Source organism: Pirellulales bacterium (genome assembly GCA_035939775.1).
Taxonomy (GTDB): Bacteria; Planctomycetota; Planctomycetia; order Pirellulales; family DATAWG01; genus DASZFO01.
Map to the genome: position 1 here is coordinate 1 of DASZFO010000320.1, position 20564 is coordinate 20564.

The 20564-nt window shown below is 60.3% G+C and carries 11 protein-coding genes and 1 tRNA gene; 2 read left to right on the forward strand and 10 right to left on the reverse strand.

What is annotated here, in order from left to right; all coding sequences use genetic code 11:
* Positions 1 to 175 precede the first annotated feature (175 nt).
* Entirely contained in the window at positions 176 to 343 is a 168-nt protein-coding gene (locus VGY55_20530) for a hypothetical protein (protein ID HEV2972372.1), read from the reverse strand.
* A 715-nt stretch (positions 344 to 1058) separates the two neighbouring features.
* On the opposite strand from VGY55_20530, the gene VGY55_20535 reads away from it, so the two are divergent.
* Positions 1059 to 2288, forward strand: a complete 1230-nt coding sequence (locus VGY55_20535; GenBank protein HEV2972373.1) for a hypothetical protein — start codon at positions 1059 to 1061, stop codon at positions 2286 to 2288.
* A 17-nt stretch (positions 2289 to 2305) separates the two neighbouring features.
* On the opposite strand, the gene VGY55_20540 is transcribed toward VGY55_20535, so the two are convergent.
* A complete protein-coding gene (locus VGY55_20540) occupies positions 2306 to 2995 on the reverse strand; it encodes a hypothetical protein (protein HEV2972374.1) in 690 nt (229 codons plus the stop codon).
* A 550-nt stretch (positions 2996 to 3545) separates the two neighbouring features.
* On the opposite strand from VGY55_20540, the gene VGY55_20545 reads away from it, so the two are divergent.
* Positions 3546 to 3619 (forward strand) — tRNA-Arg (locus VGY55_20545).
* 76 nt (positions 3620 to 3695) lie between these two features.
* On the opposite strand, the gene VGY55_20550 is transcribed toward VGY55_20545, so the two are convergent.
* The 8 genes from VGY55_20550 to VGY55_20585 all read right to left on the reverse strand — a co-directional run.
* Entirely contained in the window at positions 3696 to 5864 is a 2169-nt protein-coding gene (locus VGY55_20550) for a DUF4038 domain-containing protein (protein HEV2972375.1), read from the reverse strand.
* 40 nt (positions 5865 to 5904) lie between these two features.
* Entirely contained in the window at positions 5905 to 6804 is a 900-nt protein-coding gene (locus VGY55_20555) for a dihydrodipicolinate synthase family protein (GenBank protein ID HEV2972376.1), read from the reverse strand.
* A 104-nt stretch (positions 6805 to 6908) separates the two neighbouring features.
* Complete coding sequence (locus tag VGY55_20560; GenBank protein HEV2972377.1) at positions 6909 to 13676, reverse strand: autotransporter-associated beta strand repeat-containing protein; 6768 nt, start codon at positions 13674 to 13676, stop codon at positions 6909 to 6911.
* A 762-nt stretch (positions 13677 to 14438) separates the two neighbouring features.
* Entirely contained in the window at positions 14439 to 15401 is a 963-nt protein-coding gene (locus tag VGY55_20565; protein HEV2972378.1) for a DUF1559 domain-containing protein, read from the reverse strand.
* A 61-nt stretch (positions 15402 to 15462) separates the two neighbouring features.
* The gene (locus VGY55_20570) at positions 15463 to 15912 is read right to left on the reverse strand and encodes a hypothetical protein (protein ID HEV2972379.1); all 450 of its coding nucleotides are present in this window, start codon (positions 15910 to 15912) and stop codon (positions 15463 to 15465) included.
* A 419-nt stretch (positions 15913 to 16331) separates the two neighbouring features.
* Positions 16332 to 17489 carry a DNA-binding transcriptional regulator gene (locus VGY55_20575; GenBank protein ID HEV2972380.1) on the reverse strand — a complete coding sequence of 386 codons (1158 nt, stop codon included), beginning with the start codon at positions 17487 to 17489 and terminating at the stop codon, positions 16332 to 16334.
* Between the two features lie 70 nt (positions 17490 to 17559).
* A complete protein-coding gene (locus tag VGY55_20580; protein ID HEV2972381.1) occupies positions 17560 to 18750 on the reverse strand; it encodes a tetratricopeptide repeat protein in 1191 nt (396 codons plus the stop codon).
* A gap of 313 nt (positions 18751 to 19063) precedes the next feature.
* Positions 19064 to 20564 (reverse strand): CRTAC1 family protein (locus VGY55_20585; protein ID HEV2972382.1); only part of this gene is annotated, 1501 nt, incomplete at its 5' end.

Sequence of the window (20564 nt, forward strand, 5' to 3'; positions counted from 1 at the left end):
CCGCTCATCGGGTCGGTAAACCGCATTATCAAGAACTTCCGATCGGGATAGGCGACCACCAATACCTTAATTTGATTATCTTTCATATACCTCACGAGAATGTTCACTGGGGACAACCGGGGCGCCGGAAGCCGGTACCACGGTCGCCAAGGAAAATGGTTTCTGAAGAGCCGCCTTATTCGGCGGGCGCTGCGCTCAGAAGAAAGCGGATTATTTCGCGGCCGGTGACATAGCGGCGCTTGCCGCATCCCAACAACCTCAGGCCGCGTCGCTTCGCCGCGCGCAGCGCGGAATCGGTCCAGCGCATGCGGCGCTTGGCTTCCTCAAGCGTGTAGACTTCCAATTCGGAAATGACCTCCGGAGCCGTGGCTCCGCGCCGCGTCGACGCGATGTCCTTATCGTGATTTGTCGAAGTGTCCCTCATGGACCTGACTCCCAGCGGGTTTTGAATCTCGCGTGGACTCGTGCTCGAGTCCCTCTGCCAACCCTGGGAAATCCGGTGAATTCATGGCGGTCGGTTTGCTAGCCTCCGCGCACTGCTTTGAGCAACGACGACGAGATCCCGTCGGGATTAGTTAGTCGAAGATTCGCCAGACGAGCGTTTCATTTCCGGTGTCCGCCAATTTGTTTAGGCGGATTGACAAACCCCGGCTTGAACTGACTTCAGAATCGCGAAAAGAAGATCTCGAAAAGACGATTTGAATGGTGCTGCCATTTCAGCTACGATCGAGAAATGCAGGACGGATTCCTGCTCCCATCAATCCGCGTTCCGTCGCAAGGAGGCACTCATGGATCGCCCTCGTACTGCAAATTCTTCGGAGTACGGCTTTATCTGCATCGAAGATCTCGGCCCTGAGAGATTAGGACCCCGAGATGGTCGTACGTCGGACGGGTTCGTAGACGTTGATCGTCGCCGGTATTCATGGAAGCCGCCGCTGGACATGCAGTGCCGATTCCCCAGCTGCTTTGCTATCAACGTCGATTGCCTGGTCAGATCGGACGGAATGAGATCGTTCGCGCCCGTCGGCGGATATGAGTCTTTCATCCACCCAGCTTTTATGGCCGGACTCGAAATCCTCACGGGTATTGGACGCCTTGATTCTTGGGGACATCACACTTACTGTGGGATGAAGTTAATCTTCGACGCGGTTCGGGAGATGCGAGAACACTTCAATCGTTCATTTAACTTCGTGCGCGATCTCTATATTCGCCTTCCCGGTCGTGAAAGCCGCGATGAGCGGAACGTGTTGCCGAGCGATCTTGGCAGGACGGCGGACGGCAGAGGCCGAAAATGGTCGATCCAGCAACTGCTTAAGCGCGGTGAGGAAGCTGCAACAGCGATCGGGATCACAAGACCCACAACGCGACAATGCATCAGCTACGGGTTACTCGCAGGGGCGCAGCTCAATCCGCTCGAGATTTCCGGCAAGGATCTGCAGTTGCTCGTCCGAATGGCTCTTTACGATCTGCCACAAGGAGAAAGCCCTCCACGGGAAATGGTCGATCAGGTGAGCGATCGGATCCTAGTCGCAGTGCAACGCCATTGGCACGATGGCCCCGCTAAGTTCCAAAAATGGTTTGCCGGACCGCATAATAACTTCCTCAAGACAATCGCCGAGCAGCCAAACAGCCCCGGGGGAAACCTTCCACGCGAGGCTGTCCGTCGAGTCTTCCTCGACCTCGGAATTGAGGCTTATGTTTATGTTGCCGGTTGCGTAGAGGCGTTCGCAAAGTGGTTCCAGAAGGCACTCCCGGAGAAACTCACTCGTGCGGAACTGCAGCAATTTGAGCAAGTTTTTATGCGGCAGCATTATCTCGGCGGCCTACCGCTGGTGTTGGTCATGGAGCGGAGCGAGATAATCCGCGACTCCATTGTGAACATCTGGGAGAATCCAGGTGACCGACAGGCAACGCGAGTCCTGCATCGGCAATTGTATTTTTACACGGAGATGATCGCGAATCGGCGAGCGGCTGATCGGCGATTCAAGCCCAAGGGATCAGCTAAAGGCTCCGCTCAAAAATATGTCAAACAGCTTCCCTACGAGGTTAAACAGATTGCCTCGTCGCGCAATGATGAATTCGATCTCAGCCGAATCATCCAGCATATTCGCATTCAGCGCGGTTTACCGGCGCACTGTGATTGCTGCCCCCTGACAGTCAACCAGGTCAAGAGCACCCGCCGCCGAGCAGAATTTCAGTGCACCTGCAATTGCGGTAGGTTCGACGAAACGTTGGTGCTCACCGAAGACGACATCCTCGGGGCTGCTTGCGCTTTGGGAATTGTTTGAATAATCGTCTTTTGGATTTAGCCGACGATATCTTTAGCGCCGAGTTGCACAGCGCAATCCTCGCGGCGTAATGCGCGATCTTGGTCTCTTGGCGGCGCGTGGCTTCGAGCGTCGCCGTCGGGGTCCGAGGTGGGCTTTGCCTTCCTGGTTTTCGCCTGTTGCTCAAGCCAGTCGCGCAGGCGCTGTAGGCGATCAATCGCCTGATCCAACTGGGGCAAGAGACTGATAGCCATTTCCGATTCCAAGAAGGCTGCCTCGTCAATGAGTGCTTCTGCTCGCCGGCCGACGTTCATCGCAAATCGGCCAAGCGTCCGCTCCTCCGGCGACAGTCCGGCTTTCTTGCGGGGACTGGTGGCAATGCGGCGTTTTCGTTGCCGGTACGCATCTTCCACGGAGATTGCCTGAACTGCCTGCTCATTATCAAATGCGCCAAAAATAGCGCGAGCCCTTGCGGCTCTCGTTTTGTCGATCCGCCAGAAACCCAAAAACTTCGTCCACTGGCCATGGCCGAAGTTCTTCTTGGCGAGGCATAGCGCTTTGCCCAGTCGCCAATATGTCGGCGTCAGGAGCTTTTCGCCGTCAATGATCTGCTGGTGCTGGACTTGAGCATAGCAACCCAATTGATCTGGATCCCATTCGTTCGTCGGCTCACCGTCAGGCAAAGGTTGCAGGCCGAAACTTTTGTCATCGAATAAGACGCTTTCCATCATTGAACTCCATCGAGTCAAAGTGAACGACAGTCGCGAAATCCGCGGCCTTCACTGACCCTGGGAATTCCGGCGGATTCTTTGGCCGATCACCTCCAGTTCACGGACCTCAAATAGCTAGTTGCCGCGGCATTAAATTATGCCACCATTCTTATGGCAATTAAGATGATGGCAGCCATCATTTGTAATGTCGAGCGTCGAAAGGTGTTGCCGCCAAGACGGACGATGGTATGATGCTCAGGAAGCGGCGCGGAGATTGATCTGCAGCATCGCATGCCCGCCCCATTGCGAATGCTGAGGAAAGGCCTGAGACTCCTCCCGCTGAATCTGAATCAGACGGTTGATCTGTTACCTGAATTGTTACTTTTTTATGGCATCATCCGTCTTTTACCGATCAGAGTGCATCGCGCAATCCTCGGGAAAAACGGCCAATTTGATGGTAACGGAAGGTCAACCGAAGAGAAAAAACGGACTCTTAATCAGAGGGTTGATGGTTCGAGTCCATCAGGGGGCACTCCGATTTTCGGACCGGATTTAGAATAGCCAATTCGCACCCCTAGCTCAATTGGATAGAGCATCGGTCTACGGAACCGAAGGTTACTGGTTCGAGCCCAGTGGGGTGTAATGAATCATTCGCCCCGACGCGGCAACCCGATGATGGAGTTGGCAGCGCCGGCGGGTCAGGCCCGGCAGGCCAGAGCTACTTGCTCTCGAGCACCAACACCCAATCTTCCGTTCCAGCCGGCGGTGTAGGCGACGCCCATGCACCACCGGTATCCGCTACTACCTCCCCCAGATCCGTTTCTTTCCCGCTTACGGGGTTGAACAACCGCGCCCGGTATCGGACATTTGCCTCCAACTCCGTCACTCGAACCGGCACGGCTTGCGTTACGTAGACGACGCGCACTTTCCCACGAATTCCCGATGCGAAGACGGCCAACGACGGCTCCGTACTGAGCACACCCCAGGGCGGCCGTCCATATTTCGCCACGACTCTTGCCGTCGTCCAATCGCGGTCGTTGAACGCGACCGTCTGCCATCCCTTCGCCTCCTGCTGGGCGCATCGCCAATTGGCATCGGATCGAACTTCCATCGGTTTCCCGTCGCCGAACGTGATTTGCAAGCAACACAAAAGCCCCGCCGGGTTCTTTGGCACCGGCGCCGCGACATTTTCTCCGGCAACGGCCAGCACATTGTCGCCCGATTTCACCAGCGATGTCACGTCGTACCGCTGCGGCGTGTCCCATCCGTGGTGCGATCCGACGCGGACCCCGTTGAGATACGTTGTGAATCGGTCGTCCACGGAGACATGCAGCATTGCTCGAACGATCCGTTGCCCGTCTGGTGCGGCAAATACTCTGCGGAAGAACCGCCGTTCGGCCGGAGCGTCGACAGCGGGATCGCCTTCGGGATACCAAATCCAGGCGCCCCAAGTGAACGATCCCTCCAGTGGTTCGATTGGTGACGGCGCTACCCACGCCGGGTGCGGCTCGAACCGCCACCAGTCGAAGCGTTCGAGCAGCTTCCGTGCCAGCCCGGTCTGACGCGAGCCTGGCAACGCCATTGCTTCGTCCCACGGGGTGGTTCCATAATCTCCCCCGTGCGGCGAAGCTCCAAATGATTGCTCGCGGCGATTTACCTGCCAGATTCCGTTGGCCCCATAGGTGTGTCCAGCAGTGCCCGAGAGCAGGCAACTCCAGACCATGAACCTCTCCAGCGGCGCCGGACAGGTTCCCAAAATCCCCTCGTAACAAACCTCGGCATTGACGGTTGGCATGGTCGGTTGGGCAGCTCGCGACGCTTTCACCATCGCCAACGTGGGCTTGATACTCGCCCGGTCGCCATGGCCAGTTTGCAGCATTTCGAAGTCGAGCACGGTCGGGTCTTCAACGGCTTTGCGCGACATGTCGCTGGGATGAATCGAGATCGGATGATGGTAGGGGTCGACGCTGCGAAGGTACGCCGCCACCTCGGTCCAACCCTTCATCTGAAACGCCGAATCCTCCGCCTTCTTCGAGGAGAGGTAATAAGGCATCGTCGCCTCACCGGCCACGCACCAAATGACGGGGCGAGCCCCGTAGCGCGCCACAAGATATCGCCAATGTTTCTTCATCCGCTCCACGCCCAGCCACGGCAGGTGACATCCCCAAGCGCCGACGATGCAGGGCGCGATGCCGCTTTCGGCCAGGTGCGCGATCCGCGGGTCCGCGGCGTCGAAGTAGGCCGGATTGATCCGGGCGTAATCGCGTTGCCAGGGGAATCCTGCTTCGTTGGCGCCGCGCTCGTCGAAAGCGGGCATGTCCGGATACAGTCCGGCCACAATCTGCACGACGTTGAAGCCCTTCTCGATCCGGTCGGCCGTCAGCGATTCGAACTCCTCCGGCCACTTGAGCCGCTTGCAGAGCCCCATCCACCACGTATCACCAAGCCAGAGAAACGGCGTTCCATCGGCATGCTCGAAGTGTTTCCGGTCCGACGCCACGCGCACCGGGCCATGGCGATAGAACGGATTATTCCCGTCGTATTTCCCGACGCGGATGATGCCGCGTGCGCCGTGAAGGTCGGGGTTGGCGGCGTCGGAACATTGTGTCCGATAGCGATAGTCACCAGGCCGCGCGGCGCTGTAGCGGATCCGCCAGGTCTGCCCATCGGCCCAAAACGCCGGCACGACTTGGGTGCTGCCTTCGGACGCCGTAACTAGCGCATCGACCGTCACGTCGTTGAACGGGTCGGCGTACTGCTTCCGCGATGTGAACGAGATTTCACAGGCGCGGTTGGCCGTCCCCTCGGTCACCTTGTCTCCGTCGGCGCGGGCCACACCCGACGTCGCTATAACGATCGCCGTAAGAATGTATGTCCGCGATAGCATAGGGCCATTGAAGCTTTTTCACATCGTTGATCGCCGCCCTCTAAATCTTGGGCCGCGTCTCGATCGCCCGGCGGAGCGTAGCGAGCACTTGCTCGCGCTCCTCGCCGACGAGCGGCAGCCGCGGCTCGCGGACCCATTCGGCCCCCAGCCCCGTTTCTTGCACCGCGAGCTTGATGTACTGGACGAACTTCACGTGCGTGTCGAGCTTCAAGAGCGGATAGAACCAGCGGTGCATCGCCCGAGCTTCGTCCCAGCGGCCGCGGCGCGTCAGCTCCCAGAAATGCTGATTTTCGCGTGGAAAGGCAATGCCCGCTCCCGCGACCCAGCCGTCGATCCCCAAAGTGGCCGATTCAAGAATCAAGTCATCCACCCCGCTGAACAACGAGAATCGGTCTCCCAAGAGGATGCGAATCTCCGTGATCCGCCGCGTGTTGGCCGAACTTTCCTTCACCGCGACGAAGTTCTCGATGTCGGCCAACTCGGAGAGCTGAGCGGGCGTGATATCGACCGGGTAACCGATCGGATTGTTGTACAGCATCCACGGAAGCGCAGTGGCAGCCGCGACCCCGCGGAAATGATTTAGAGCTTCGCGGCCATCCGCGCGATACACCATCGCCGGCATCACCATGAATCCGCTCGCGCCGAGCGCCTCGCAATCGCGCACATATTGGCAGGCTGCGGCGGTGCTCATCTCCGCCACGCCGCTGAGCACCGGCACTCGCCCATTGGCCGCGCGAACGGCCATCTCGACCACGCGCCGCTTCTCGTCGGCGGTCAGCGTTTGATTCTCCCCGAGCGATCCGCACATGATCAGCCCGCTGACGCAGGATTCCAGTAGCACCTCGATGTGTCGCGCGGTCGCCGGCAGGTCGAGCGATTGATCCTGCTTGAACTGCGTCGTGACGGCGGGGAAAACGCCTTGCCATTTAGGATGCGTCATAGTACGTATGAAAAACCCCGCCGGCCATGAAAGAGATGGTCAGCGGGGCCACATTGCCATGGCGGCGGCCTCGACGCTCGCCGCCGGACAGAAGAATTCAACGATCAGCAGAGACGACGGGCCTTGCGCCGCAACGCCGCGAGCAGAGCAAAGCCGCTTCCCAAAGCCATGAGCAACAAACTCGAAGGCTCGGGCACCGACGACGAGCCGACGCCGCCATTGCTTCCACCCAATGATGATCCGCTGCCGGCCGACGAACCGTCGGAGGCAAGCGAACTCGGCGCGCTGGTCGTGCCGGCGGCGAACGGGCCGCTCGGAGCGAGCGATCCAGCCAGGGCAAATCCGCTCGCCAGCGGATTGCCGCTGGCATCCGAGGCAGCGATCGTTACCAGCGCGGCGCTGGTCGCAGTGCCGCCGATGACCAAACTCTTCTGAACAATGTGGTCCGCGGTCAGGTCACTGCCGGCGTTAACTGTCGTGACACCGGTTGGACCATCGATCGCACCGACCTGTTGGTGTGTGCCGCTCACCAAGACATTTCCGCTGTTGACCACGTGCACGCGCAATGCGGCGGTGGTTGGAGGTGACGAATCCGGCGAAGACAAATCCGAGAAGGAGCCGGCCAGTTCTAAAGTCGTACCCGCCGTCACCGTGGCTCTGCTTCCAGCGCCGATGGTGGCCGCGCCAGTGCCGTTTGCGAACCGCAGCGTGCCGCCGCTTACGAGGATTGAACTTCCGCCGTCCAACGTCGACGCTCCCTGGACCACCAGCGTGCCCGCGTTGGCTTTCGTGATCACGCGAGCGGTGCCTCCCGTGCTGAGCGAAGCGAGCACGGCCGTACCCGTGCCCATGCCGTTGTTGGAAACGTCGAACGTCGGGTTGCCGTTGAGCGTTGCGTTGCCGAGATTCAAAGTATATGGCTGGTCCATTCCCGAGCTACCGCCGGTGACAAACAACGTGTGGCTGTCAATCGTCAACGGGCCCGTGATGCCGCCGGCACTGCCGCCGGTCACATCGACCGTCGAGTTGCCGGTGATCGTCAGAGCATTGGCCAAGGTGGCCGATGAGCCGCCGGGAGTGGCGTCGACAAATTCAATCCCATGCAGTCCAACGTTCGACGGGCTGCTGGGGTCGTGAAGCAAGACAAAGTCGATTGCCCCACCGGAACCACCGGCGCTCGTGTTGACTGCCGGATAGAAGAAATAGTTCGAGTTGGCCAACGCGGGCGACGTAGCGTCCAAGGTCGTCGCGGTCGTTCCAAAGGCCGTAGCCTGGATGAAGCCGGGAAATGCAGCATTCGCGTCGTTCGCGTCGTTGGTTATGCCGAAATATGGCTTATCGGCTGAACCGGGTTGTCCGGCCCCAATTTGCTTCAGATATCCGCCTCCAACACCGCCGTCTTGGAAGTCCCCGAAATACACATAAACATCCGTCTTGGCGTAGGGGAGACCGGCGATGCTGAAGGTCGTGGCGGCAGCGGGGGCGGCGTTACCGAATCCGGGCGCCGTCGAGGCCACCGTCGTGTCCAAATACCCGTTCATCAGGGCCGTATTGCCGTGCTCCAAGGCTGCGGTCTGCGTGATCGACCAGCCGTTTGCGGGCGTATGGTAAGCAATCGTCGCCGCAGTGGGGACCCCCAGATTATCGGAGACCACGTTAGCATTCGGAGTCTGAATGCCGGTGTTGGGGTTGCCACCGTTAAAGTTGGCAAGAACTTGGGTACCGGTGATGGGACCACTGCCGGCGCCACCGGCGCCGCCACCGTTGGCATTGTTCCAATTCGCCATCGAGAACACTCCCGCCGATTCCCCGACCGGCACGCTGCCGGCCCCGACAGCCCCGGCGTTGAAGCCGATGTTCCCAATAATATTGACCCCGATAGCCGACTTCGGAAGCAGACCCAACTGCAATTTGCCGCCGGTCATCCCGACCGTATTGGTGCCAAGAGCTTTATTGTTCGTGACCACCGTCAGGCCGTTGCTGATCGCGGTGCCGCCCGAATACGTTCCGGGAGTGCCGACGGCCAACGTGCCGGCCCCGATCATGCTCAGGGATTGCGATCCGCCGGTCTCGCCGATCTTCGCCAATGTCAAGGTGGTATTAGCGGCCGGGTTGACCGTGGATGGGGCGGTTAGCGTTGTCGTGCCGAGAGTCAGGCTCGAACCGGCGACACCTGTCAGGTTGAGTTGGGCGCCGACTCGCGCAGTTCCCATCGTTGCCGCCGACGGATTCGCCCCGTCGGTCACGTTCACGGTCGAATTGCCGGCCACGGTCAAGCCGGCCCGATACGACTGGACGCCAGTGGTGTTGCCAGCCAAGTTCAGAGTCGATCCGCTATTCAAAGTGACCGCTCCCGTGCCAAGCGGATCTGCGGCTCCCGTGGCCCAAGGACCGGCGGTGACCGTCACGTTGGCGCTGACTTGCAACCCGCCGCTCCACGAGTTGGTGTTGTTGGTGAGCGTGAGCCCGCCAGGGCCGGTTGCCGCGACCACGCCGGGCCCGGTGATCTGGCTACTGCTGAAGGTAATGCCGGGACCTGCCGGTGGATCAAACGCCAGTGTGCCACCGGCGGAGACGTTCGTAGTCCCGGTATACGTGGGGGCTTGGCTCATACTCAGTGTGCCGGTGCCGATCTTGTTAATGCCACTGCCGACGCCCAACTCGCTCAGTACCCCGTCGTATTGCGTGCTTTGGTTATTGTTGCCGATGTTCAGCGTGATGGGTCCAACATTACTGTCCTGAAGCGCCAAGCTAGCCGGACCCTTCAACCCGCCGAGCGTGAATGGCGTGAGACCCACTGCAAACTGCACGCTGTTGGCAACCGTCATGTTCAATGTGCTGTTCTGTAAAGCCGCGGCGTTGCCGAGAGTGAGAAGTCCCCCGCCGGTCACATTCGTATCACCGCTAAACGTATTGGCGTTCAACAGCGTCAGGCTGCCTACGGGTCCGCTGCTGCTCAGGGTGAGGCCAAGGGACATCGAGCCAGCGCCATCCGCCAGGACGCCGGCGTACGAATTCAGGACTATGGAGTTGACGGTGAGCGTCGCGGCCGACGACGCGGAACCGTTGACGACCGTTCCATTTGCGCTCGTGGAGTTCAAGCTGCTGACCGTGACGGAGATGCCGTTCAGAGCCAACGTGCCGGTGCTCAGCGGAGTGAAGGTCACCGAGTTCCACAAGTTGGCGGCGGAATTGAGCGCTCCCGCATTACCCACGCGCAGCGTGCCAGCATCGATGACGACCCCGCCTGTAAATGTATTATTGCCGCCCAACGCCCAAGTTCCGGCGCCGGTCTTGAATAAGCTCAGCGTACCTCCGGCAGATCCATCTCCGACGACGCCACCCAACGTGTTCGCGCCGGCGTTGGCTCCCGCCAGCGTCAACGTGGTGTTGTTTTTCGGTCCGGGATTGGTGCTGACGCCAGTGATCCCGCCGCCGATATTCAACAGGTTCGTGGCGGAGTTGCTGGCGATCGTGTAGTTCCCGTTATCTCCTTCCAGGACGAGCGGGGCGTTGACATTTTGGTCGTTCGCGACCGCCGAGGTGGTCTGGATCGTCCCGCCGTTGCTCAACCGCAACGCATTGCCTCCGGTGCTGCCGACGGTGTAGGCCGATGCCGTGGACTCGAACGTAATGCTGCGCACGTTTTGAGTCGCACTATCGACAACCACGGAGGTCCGACTGCTGACGGCGTTGAAGTCCGCCGTGTCGGGGCTGTCGGTCGCGGCAGTTGAACCGGGAACGATGAGGCCAGTCCAGTTCGCCGCGTCAGACCAGTTGCTTGTCAAGAGCGAGCCCCCCGTCCAACTCTTCGCGGCAACGATCTGCAGATTAATCGCCGTTCCCGTGCTGGTGAAAATGTATGTGTCGCCGGGCAACGCCGAATTGCCGGGCGAGAAGGACGTGGTCGTGAAGTTTGCGACGCTGGCAGCCGTTATCAACTTGTAGTTGCCAGGACCGATGCTCCCCAGCCCGCCGGCGCCTGCGTTGTCGGCCAGGTTCACCTTGACGATCCCGCCGGACGTTGGGAGCGTCAACGCACCAGCGTCCGCGATCAGATCGCCATTTGGTGCAGAGCCGAGCGTGAAAGCGAGCGTGCCGCTGTTAAGGATCGCCAGGGAGTTGGCATTCGCGATATTGATGTCCCCCGCGCCAAAGGTCCCTAACGGGCCAACCGTCACGGCGCCGGCGTTGGCGCCATTTTGGGCGACGAGGGTGCTCGGGCCTTGCGCCGTCGCCGGACCAACGGTCACGGACGAACTCGCGGCGATCGAGGCGCCGTTCAACGATAGGGTGCCGTTGAGGACCTGCGTGGGTCCCGTGTAAGTCTGAACGGCGGTGAGGTGGAACGTGGCAGTGCCGACCTTCGACAGCCCGCTCGCCGTGGCGCCGCCCGTGTCGCTCAACACACCGGTGTAGGTGGAGTTTTGGTTATTCGCTCCGACCGAGAGCGTAATGCCCATGCCGGCGCTGTCCGGGAGCGCGAGCTTAGCGGCGCCCGTGAGCCCACCCAAGGTGAACGACCCAACGCCCACATTGAACTTGACCATGGGGGACGTGGCAGTCGGGCCGCTGTCGATCGACATGTTCAGAGTGCTTTGGCCGAGCGCCAGCGTACTGCCTAATATCAAAAGGCCGTTGGTGGGAGTGGTGTTGGGAGAAATGATGCTGGCCGTGACATCGGTTTCGCCATTGTAGGTGTTGGATCCGGAGAGGATCAGGCTGCCCGGAGTGGCGTTGCTGTCGGAAAGCGTGAGTCCGCCGTCCAGGGCCGCCCCTAGTGCGGGATCATGGCTCAGATTCTGCGAGATATTGACATTTGCGAAGCCGTTGGTGTCGATGATCGCCCCGGTCCCCGGAGTGTTCGCTGTTCCCGTAATCCTGGCCGCGGTCAGGGCCCGAACGATTCGTCCACTGGCAAGATTGGGATTCCCAGGTCCCATAAAAAACGGCAATAGATCCCCCGCTACCGTCGGGGTCCCTGGACCACGGGAAACTCTCAGTAGGCCGCCGTTAAAATCAAACACGGAGGTCCCGCCAGCGGTGATTTTCAAGATTTGGGGCGTTAGAAGAATACCGCCGTTCAGATTGTACGTCCCAGTACCCTGGATCACGACGCCGTTCTGATTTCCACCACTCAAATCGACGAAGCCGCCGTTCTGATTGAAGGCGGCCGTGCCGCCGCCGGTGGCAAGGACAATACTATCGTTAGCATTGCTCAAGCTACCGAGGCTACCCGTGCCGGTGACTTGCAAAAGGACTTTGTTCGCTCCAGAACTTGGCCCGCTAATCGTGTAGGTGGCTGGGCCCGAACTGGAACCGACGATGACGTCGTCTCCCACGATGGCCTGGCTCCCATTGCCGCTGCCGTTGTCCTGAACGAACGTTCCCGAGCCGGAATTATTGGCAATCGCGATGCGCGGTCCAAAATACTGACCGCCGTGCAGGTTGTAGGTGCCGGCGTTAGCCCCATTGCCTACGACGGCACCCCAGCCGGCGTTGACGGCAAAAGTCGCGGTGCCGCCGTTCTGCGTAAACACGGCGGGTCCAGCGGCGGCGGTGGCGCCGTGGCCGATCCACGCTTCACCGTTGCTAATGTAGGTGGTATTGGTCCCCATCGTGAAGGTGCCGCCGGTGGAGGTCCCGTCGGCCATAATCAACTGTGCGCTGTTCGTTGAGCCAACCGTCAGACTCGATGGATTAGCGGCAGTTCCCGACAATGTGTAACTGCCGGTGCCGCCGCCCGCGCCACCTATGGTTAAGGCATTGTCGACCGTAACAAACCCACCCGACTGATTGAAGCCGCCGGTAGCGCCAGCGGCGTTGGCGAGAATGACGGAGGTGTTAATCAACGTCGACCCTCCGGACTGATTAACGATTCCGGTTGTCCCGGCGGCCGCGCCGACCGTCAAGCGGGCGGCGTCTAGACTGGTTGACGCTGCACCGAGCTGCGAGATATTGATTGTCTGGATTCCGCCGGACCCGTTGCCGAGGATTATCCCGCCGGCGTTGGTCGTAAGATTGCCGACATTCAAAGTGCCGTTTGATAAGTTGTAGGTGCCGGCGCCCGTGCCGCCGTTGCCGAGAATCAGGTTGTTGCCGAGGGTGCCAATGTTGGCAGTGCCGCCCGTTTGCGCAATAAGGCCGGTGCTGCCAGTGCCGCGGCCCTCATAGAAATCGCTGCTGGCGTTGAAGGTGCCGCCGTTGATATCCAATTCTCCCCTGGCCGTGCCCGAACCGCTGCCGACGCGGCCGACTTCACCGCTGACGCCGTTTCCCGCGATATTGACCGTGCCTGAATCAAGAATGTAAAGACCGTTTCCGCCCGTCGCACCCTGTCCGCCGCCGATTTCAAGCCGGGAGGCGCCGATCGTCATGCTTGTCGTGCCGGCGAGGTCAGCGCCTTGCGTGAAGGTGCTCAGACCGCCGGTCGCGCCTCCGACTTGGCCGATATAGACGTACCCGGCGGCGTTGATCGCGCCGGTGCCATTGAGATTGTAGTTGTCCGTAGCGCCCGCGTTGAGGGCGATCGTGCCCATCTGGATTCCACCTGGCGTGGCGGGGATCGCAAGACCGGCATCCAACCCCGTCAAGGTCAATGTATCGCTCGTTTGGGTCACCGTGCCACCGGCCGCGCCGTCGAATAAGAGTCTGTCGATTGTGGGCGTGGTGCCCGCGGCCGAAGTGATGGTTGCCGTGCCGCCGTTGCCAATGTGGGCGTTGGCGCCATTCGTCGCCGAGAGCGGGCTCCCATTTGCGGGCACGGTCGCAGGCAACCAATTCGCCGCCGTGTTCCAGTCGGCCGGGCCAGCGACGTTCCATTGAACGTCGGTGGCCGCGTTGGCAACGCGCGCCTGGGCGAGCAAGAGCATGGCACACAGGCACGATCCCAGACGAACTACCCGAACGAGATTTGTCCGACCGGAGCGACGAACACTAGAACAGCCGGGGACTGTCCCCTTTTGCGGAGTCTTCGCAGCAAAAGGGGACTGTCCCCCTCTCCGCAGGCGGTTCTCGGATAGGCTCTTAGAGAAGCGGATCGGGTAGCGAGCAGCCATAGCAGGGACCGAACGTGGCGCAGCGACGAGCATAACTCCCCCAGTTGCGAATTAGTCCTCCGGCGAACTGACGCGCGCACGTGACGCGAATCTAGCTGCGCACTGGAAACCGAACCGAGAAAAAACGGGGAAACCACGAATCGATGGCTGGGTGGCCCAACCACCTTCCCCCCGCCTTACTTGCATTGAGCGGGGAGATCGACTCTAGCGATTGTGTAACAGACCTCGGAAGGCGTCCATGAGAAATTTCGCCTATTTGTTATGTTTTTTCGTATCATGCATAAATCGGGGGGCCGATCTCAAATTCGCCTGAGCGTTGATCGTTTCGCCGCTGTTTGGGGCCAGAATCCGGGGCCGCGCGGGCGGATCGTTGACCCGTCGGCCATATCACGACGCGGCGTCAACATCGCGAAGGCTAAAGAATTTGCCTCCAGCCTGGCATTCCACCGGCCGGCTGGCGCGTCAGACCGGTGGACAGCGGTTTGGTATCGCGATCGGTTCGCAAGCGAACCGGCTAACGCCGGCCGACTCGTGGTGCGTCTACGCTGCGGCGCTGTAGCCGATGGTGGCTAGCGGTCAGTTCGCCTGGCTGCTGATGGTTTCGCCGCCATTGCTGGTCGATAGCGCGCGCCACACGTCAAGATCGATCGTGTCGCTGAAGAAATGGACCGTGCCGTCGCAAAGCGAGGCGTTGACGCCCCCCGAATGTTTGCTGCGGGCGGCAAAGGACTGCAATTCAGTGGCGGAAGTGTTCACGCTGCACTTGATGCCGTTTTGCAAGTACTGGGCAGGGGGACAAAGCCGGGCCACGTCGTCGGGGATGTACGAATTCGGCGTGGTCCAGCCCTCAAAGGTTTGGCCCCCGAGCGCGGTCGTAAAATCCGACATCGGCCCGCCCCAACTGCCGGATGCCTGACTCGGTAGTTCGAGGATGGTGACGATCTCGGCCATCATGAGCGTATGGGACGTGCCGTCCTTGATGTCGCTAAGTCGGCTGCTGCGATGGCGGCTGAACGGCGCTCCCATGAACTGGACCGTGTTCTTTGTCGTCTGTCCGTAGTTCGTGTTGCCGAAGTTGACGGCGTAATTGCCTCGCCACCGCTCCCAAGTTTGGCCCGTGGTGACGTCCCACTCGTTCCGTTTAAGGCCATCGTCGGGGCAAGCATAAAGCGAAATATACGCCATGCGCGGCACGAGATTTACGGAAGAACTGAACTGCTGTTTGAAGTTGATTGTCTTGAACCATGTGGCCTGCTCGATGAAACCGCCGATCTGGGAATACCATCCGTGATCGTCCCACCAAGTGCCCGGCCCGGGACGCCCTGGATCGCCTGCCCAGGCGATCGCGCCCGGCGGCAGAACCTTCATCGCGGCCTGATAATTTTGCATAGCCAGGGCCAACTGCCTGACGTTATTGGCGCACTGAACTCTTCGCGCCGCCTCGCGAGCAGCCTGAATCGCCGGCAGCAAGAGAGCAACCAGGATGCCGATGATGGCGATCACCACCAAAAGTTCGACGAGCGTGAAACCTCGTCGCAATCTTGCGGCTTCGATACGCCTGTCAAAGTCCAGTGTCAGGCAGTTTTTCGCGTCCATAATCTCATCCACCTTTCCCGCTCTTGGCTGACGGCGTCGAATCCAGAGCAAACACCTGGTTCGGATTGTCGTCGCTGACTTCGATTTCGATTCCCGATTGATACTGATCGGGGATAATGCTTTTGATCTCGGGAAATACATTCCCCGGTTCGTGAATTATTTTTCCAGTCTCATGTGAGGCCAGAAAAATCACGCGGACCTTGCCGCGCGGCACTCGCTCGGCGGAGTATTGCCCGTCGTTGATTTCGGCGTCGTCGGGCTGCCCTCCCGCGGTGATTGGATAGAACTGGATTCGACCCTTCGCGATCGGCTGGCCATCGAGGGTCACGCGGCCGGCGAGCTTCGCCGTCGGGTGCGAATTCGTCGCCGGACCACAGCCGCCACAGAGAACCGCTGCGCCACAGAGAATCGCCGCGACCGCCAGAGCCAGCCAATGGATGCGCAGTGCGTTCATCGTTTCTGCACGTTCTCGAATGTTGCCAAGCTCGCGGCAGACGCTCCAAGCGTCAGCGACCTGTCAATTCACCGATCTCATGCCACCAGTGGGACGGGGCTCAACGACGGTCATGGTCTGGGCGCTCACCAGATCGTTGGCATGGATGGCATCAATCGAACGCCTTTATCCTAGAGCGATTGTTCACGGCCGAAAATGAGAAGATGCGTCTTTTTCATAAGGTTTTTAACCGCGCCGACCGGCGGCTTGTCGGTATCACGAAAGCAGGTGGTGAATCTTCGAGACGATTATCCCGCGGCGCGGCGCGTTTGAATCGCGGCGGCGCCGGCCTTTCAGGCCGATGCTGCTCGCAGTGCGGTCGGTGATTCGACAAACGACTCGGCGGAAATCTACATATCTGACGCTCGCGCGGCGGCGGGTCAGGCACGATGATCAGTTCGATATTGGCTCGGCGGCTGCCCGAAATGCCGCTTGAAGACGGCGCTAAGATACTCGACGTATTTGAAACCAGTGCGATCGGCGATGGAAGCCACCGACAGGTCGGTCTCCTCGAGGAGTTGTCTCGCCCGCTGTAGTTGGACGCGAAGAATTTCTTCGTGCGGCGTGTGGCCGAGCATTTTCTTGAAGCGGTTCTCCAAAACGCGCCGCGAAACGGGAATCGCCCGCAGCACGTCCGCCATTTTGATCCCATCGCAGGCATGATCGCGGATGAATCGGACAGCGCTCGAGACGTCGGGATCGGCGGTGGCCAACACGTCGCTCGATTGGCGCGTGACGATGCCGGTCGGCTTGATCAATCGCAAGCCTGCTTCTACTTTTCGACCCGCCATCAGTTGATCCAAAAGTTCGGCCGCATGATAACCTGCGCGGAGGGTGTCGGGAACGACGCTCGATAGTGGAGGGACGGCTAGACTGCAGAGCAGATCGTCGTTGTCGACGCCGACCACGGCGATTTCGTCGGGGACGGCGATCCCGGCCCGCCGGCAGATGTCGAGCACTTGCCGGCCGCGGACATCGTAACAAGCCATCAATCCACACGGCTTTCGCAACTTGCGAAGCCATACCGCGAGTTCCTTTGCCTTATGCTCCCAGGTGTCCGTTGGCGCGCACTTAAGGCCTGGGGGTGGAAACACCGACACGGTGCAGCCCGATTCCTCAGCCAATTGCGTAAACCAACGGTGGCGCTCGACTGACCATTGAAAGCCGCCCCCGCCGCAATAGGCCATGTGGCGAAACCCGCGCTCGAACAGGTGCTCGAAAGCCAGACGAGCGATGGCCTCGTTGTCGGTTTCCACACCGGGAAGATCGGGTATCAGGCGCTCCGCGCTGACATCGATCGCGTGCGCCCGGGTCTGGCGAACTGCCTTCGCGATCTGCGGGTTCTCGATGCGGGCGATAATCCCATCCCCGCGCCAAGAATTCAACCCGTTCGGCGGCGCATCGCCGCGTCCTAATTCCGGCAGATAGATCGACCACGGATCATGTTCGCGCAGATAGGCATAAATGCCGCGCAGCAAGCCACGGGCATAGGAATTGGACGTTTCGATCAATAGTGCGACTTCTGGGCGTTTGGCCATTGGCGGTGGAGACGAGTAAGCGAACGTGCGGCGTTCGGGGTGTGAGTTTGAAAGATCGTCCTAATCGGTTTTACGGCGGCAATTGCCGCAGGAGGAGCGACGCGGCTCGTTGCCGATCGGCGTCGGCCTCGGAGACCCGTCCTTTTTCTAGATATAGTTGATACCGCAGCGTGTAGGCGTCCGCGTCGTCCGGGTTGAGTCGAATGGCCTCGTCCGCGTCAGCCAACGCTTCGTCGAATCGCTTAACCCGGAACAAGGTCGCGGAGCGCTTCCGGTAAACCCGAGCCAGCTTCGCGCCGGGGCTCAAATTCGAGCCGCCGGCGACCGCCAAGTCCAACGTGCGCCGGATCAACTCGCTGTAGTCGGCAAGTGCCAGCTCGAATTTTTTCTGACGAAATTGAACGTCCCCGCGGTTCTCATAGGCTTGCAGTTCATCGGGAGAAATCCGGATCGCCTCCGAAAAATCGGCGATGGCTTCGCCAAGTTTTCCCCGTCGGGCGAGGACGTCGCCGCGATTGTTGTAGGCGTCGGCGAACTCGGTGTTGTGCTCGAGCGCTGCTGTATAGTCGGCGATGGCTTTGTCGAGATCCCCCATGTTTCGGTAAGCGACCCCGCGGTTGCAATATGCCAAAGCCGGGTTCGCCATGAGGTGGATCGCGGCATCGTAGTCCGTGATGCTGGCCTCGTAGCGGCCGCGTTCAAGCAGCAGATTCCCGCGAAATAGAAAGGCCTCGCCCGATTTAGGGTCGAGACGTATCGCGGCGCTGCTGTCCGCCAAGGCTTGATCGAATTGCTGGCGGAGCCGGCGGACCGATGCCCGTTTGATATACAGACGGGCGTCCTTGGGAGAAATCCGCAGCGCCGCTTCGTAGTCGGCCAAGGCTTCATTCAAAGCGCCCGTCCCGAACCGGCAGTCGCCGCGGCGGGAAAATGCATCGACTCGCTGGGGCGCGAGGGCAATCGCCTGATCATAGCGTTGGATGGCGGCTTGCGGATCGCCTGATGCGGAAAACGCATCCGCCTCGGTCAACAGCCTTTCGACGCGGTGGACATCGTCGTTCGACGGCGCCATTTCCGTTCTCAAGGTTTCGCTGGCCGTTGATTCGGGATGCACGACTGGCGCGGTTGGTCCGTCGGGCTTCGCGGCGCCGCAGCCGGCAAACAGCGGCGCAAGCATTAGCGACAACAAGCCGGCAGCGCACCCGAATCGCCGTGGAGGGGTGTGGCGCAGCAACGAAATCACCGACCAAAGTTTGCCCATTGGAAGATTTGCCTCTACGCGGGCGACCCGAACGGTCTGCGTGTTATCTCTGGCCAGTAGCTAAAGTGTATCCACAAATGGCGATGTTGTCAGCCGGCCAAGGCAGATCACCGCAGGCGTTTTACTTTTTCACACCACGAGGTTTTGGGCGACCACTTTAGTCACAAGCCCGAAGCGCAAGCGTGGGAATTCCCTTGGAAAGCCAGTTCCCTCGCTGGCGTGTCGGGCTAGTGTGGGTTCCCAAATTGAATAGGCGAAAAGCCGCGGGCGGATCACGGCGGGCCTCGAAGCCAGACGATCGTTATGGGACGCCTCACGGCGCCGGCCCACGCCCCGTTCCTTGGCGGATCGTCAATTGCCGGTCGACCTGGGGAGGGTCGAACTGCTCCCGTTTGCCGTCGGGCCAAGTCACCTCGAGCGCGTCAAGATGGTCGGCCTTGCCCAAGCCAAAGTGTGCCCGCGGGTCGCTGCTGCTTAGGTAGCTATAGGCGGAGAGGATGAGGCGAGTCCACTTGTGGTCGCCCGATCTCAGATCGATGCGCGCTCCCAAAGCATCGCGCTTGCCAGCGAGGGCCCGGACCAGGAGCCAGTGATTACCCTGAGTGGGAGCGACATTGCGATAGAGCCGCAGCGTATTGTCGAGCGTGTTGGTGACCAAATCGACACGGCCATCATTGTCGAAGTCGCCGAAAGCCAGGCCGCGGGTGGATTCAGCGCGGCGCGTGAAATCACCCCCTTGAGCGCTGACATCGGTGAAATGCCCCTGTCCATCGCCGCGGAACAACAGATTCGGCTCGGCGTAAGGGTTCCAAAACCGGCCAAGTTTCGCTTGGGGATAAATCGGCCCTCGCCGCACGCCGCCGTTGACCACGGCCAGGTCGAGATTGCCGTTGTTATCGAAATCGAAGAAACCACAGCCCCATCCCGTGTGAGTCAAGCCGGCGGCAGCCATGCCGGCGGCCGCGGAATTGTCCGCGAACATCCCCTTGCCGATCGGGCGGTAGAGTGTGTTCTTTTCACCCGTAATATGAGTGACGATCAACGACAGACTGCCGTCGTTGGCGATGTCGCCGATCCCAACTCCCATGCCGGCCTCCGGATTGCCGGCGCCGCTGAAGGCGACGCCGCGACTGAGGGCCTCGTCTTTGAAGGTGCCGTCGCGTTGATTAACCCACAGATTCTGTCGCTGCTCGTCGTTGGCGACGTAAATGTCGGGCCAACCACTACCGGCAAGATCGGCACATACTATTCCCCATCCGCGGCTGGGAGCGTCAATGCCGGCCTGAGCAGTGACGTCGGTGAAGGTGCCGTCGCGGTTGTTGTGGTAGAGCGAGGCGACGACTCCGCGGAATGTTTCCGGACCGCAGTATTCCGGTTGGCCTCCCTCGCCGCGGCACGAGCGAGACGGATCGAACTCGGCAAAATGAACGACAAACAGATCCAGCCAGCCGTCGCGATCGTAGTCGACCCAGGCGGCCGACGAACTCCAGAAAGGCTTTTCCGTCAGCAGACCGGCCTGTTTGGTGACGTCGGTGAAGGTGCCGTCGCCGTTGTTGTGAAATAACGAATTGTGACCGAAACGGGTGATGAAGACATCCGGAAAGCCATCGTTGTCGTAGTCGCCGATCGCCACTCCCATCGCATATCCGCGGCCACTGATTCCGCCGGCGCCCGGGACTTCCTTGAAGTTGCCATCCGGTTCCTGATGGAATAGGCGGTTGGGAACCAGGTCGTCGAAATGCCCCTGCGGGCCGTGACAGACTTTAAGAATATCGAGCCGGCCGTCGTTGTCGAAATAGAACACCGCCACGCCT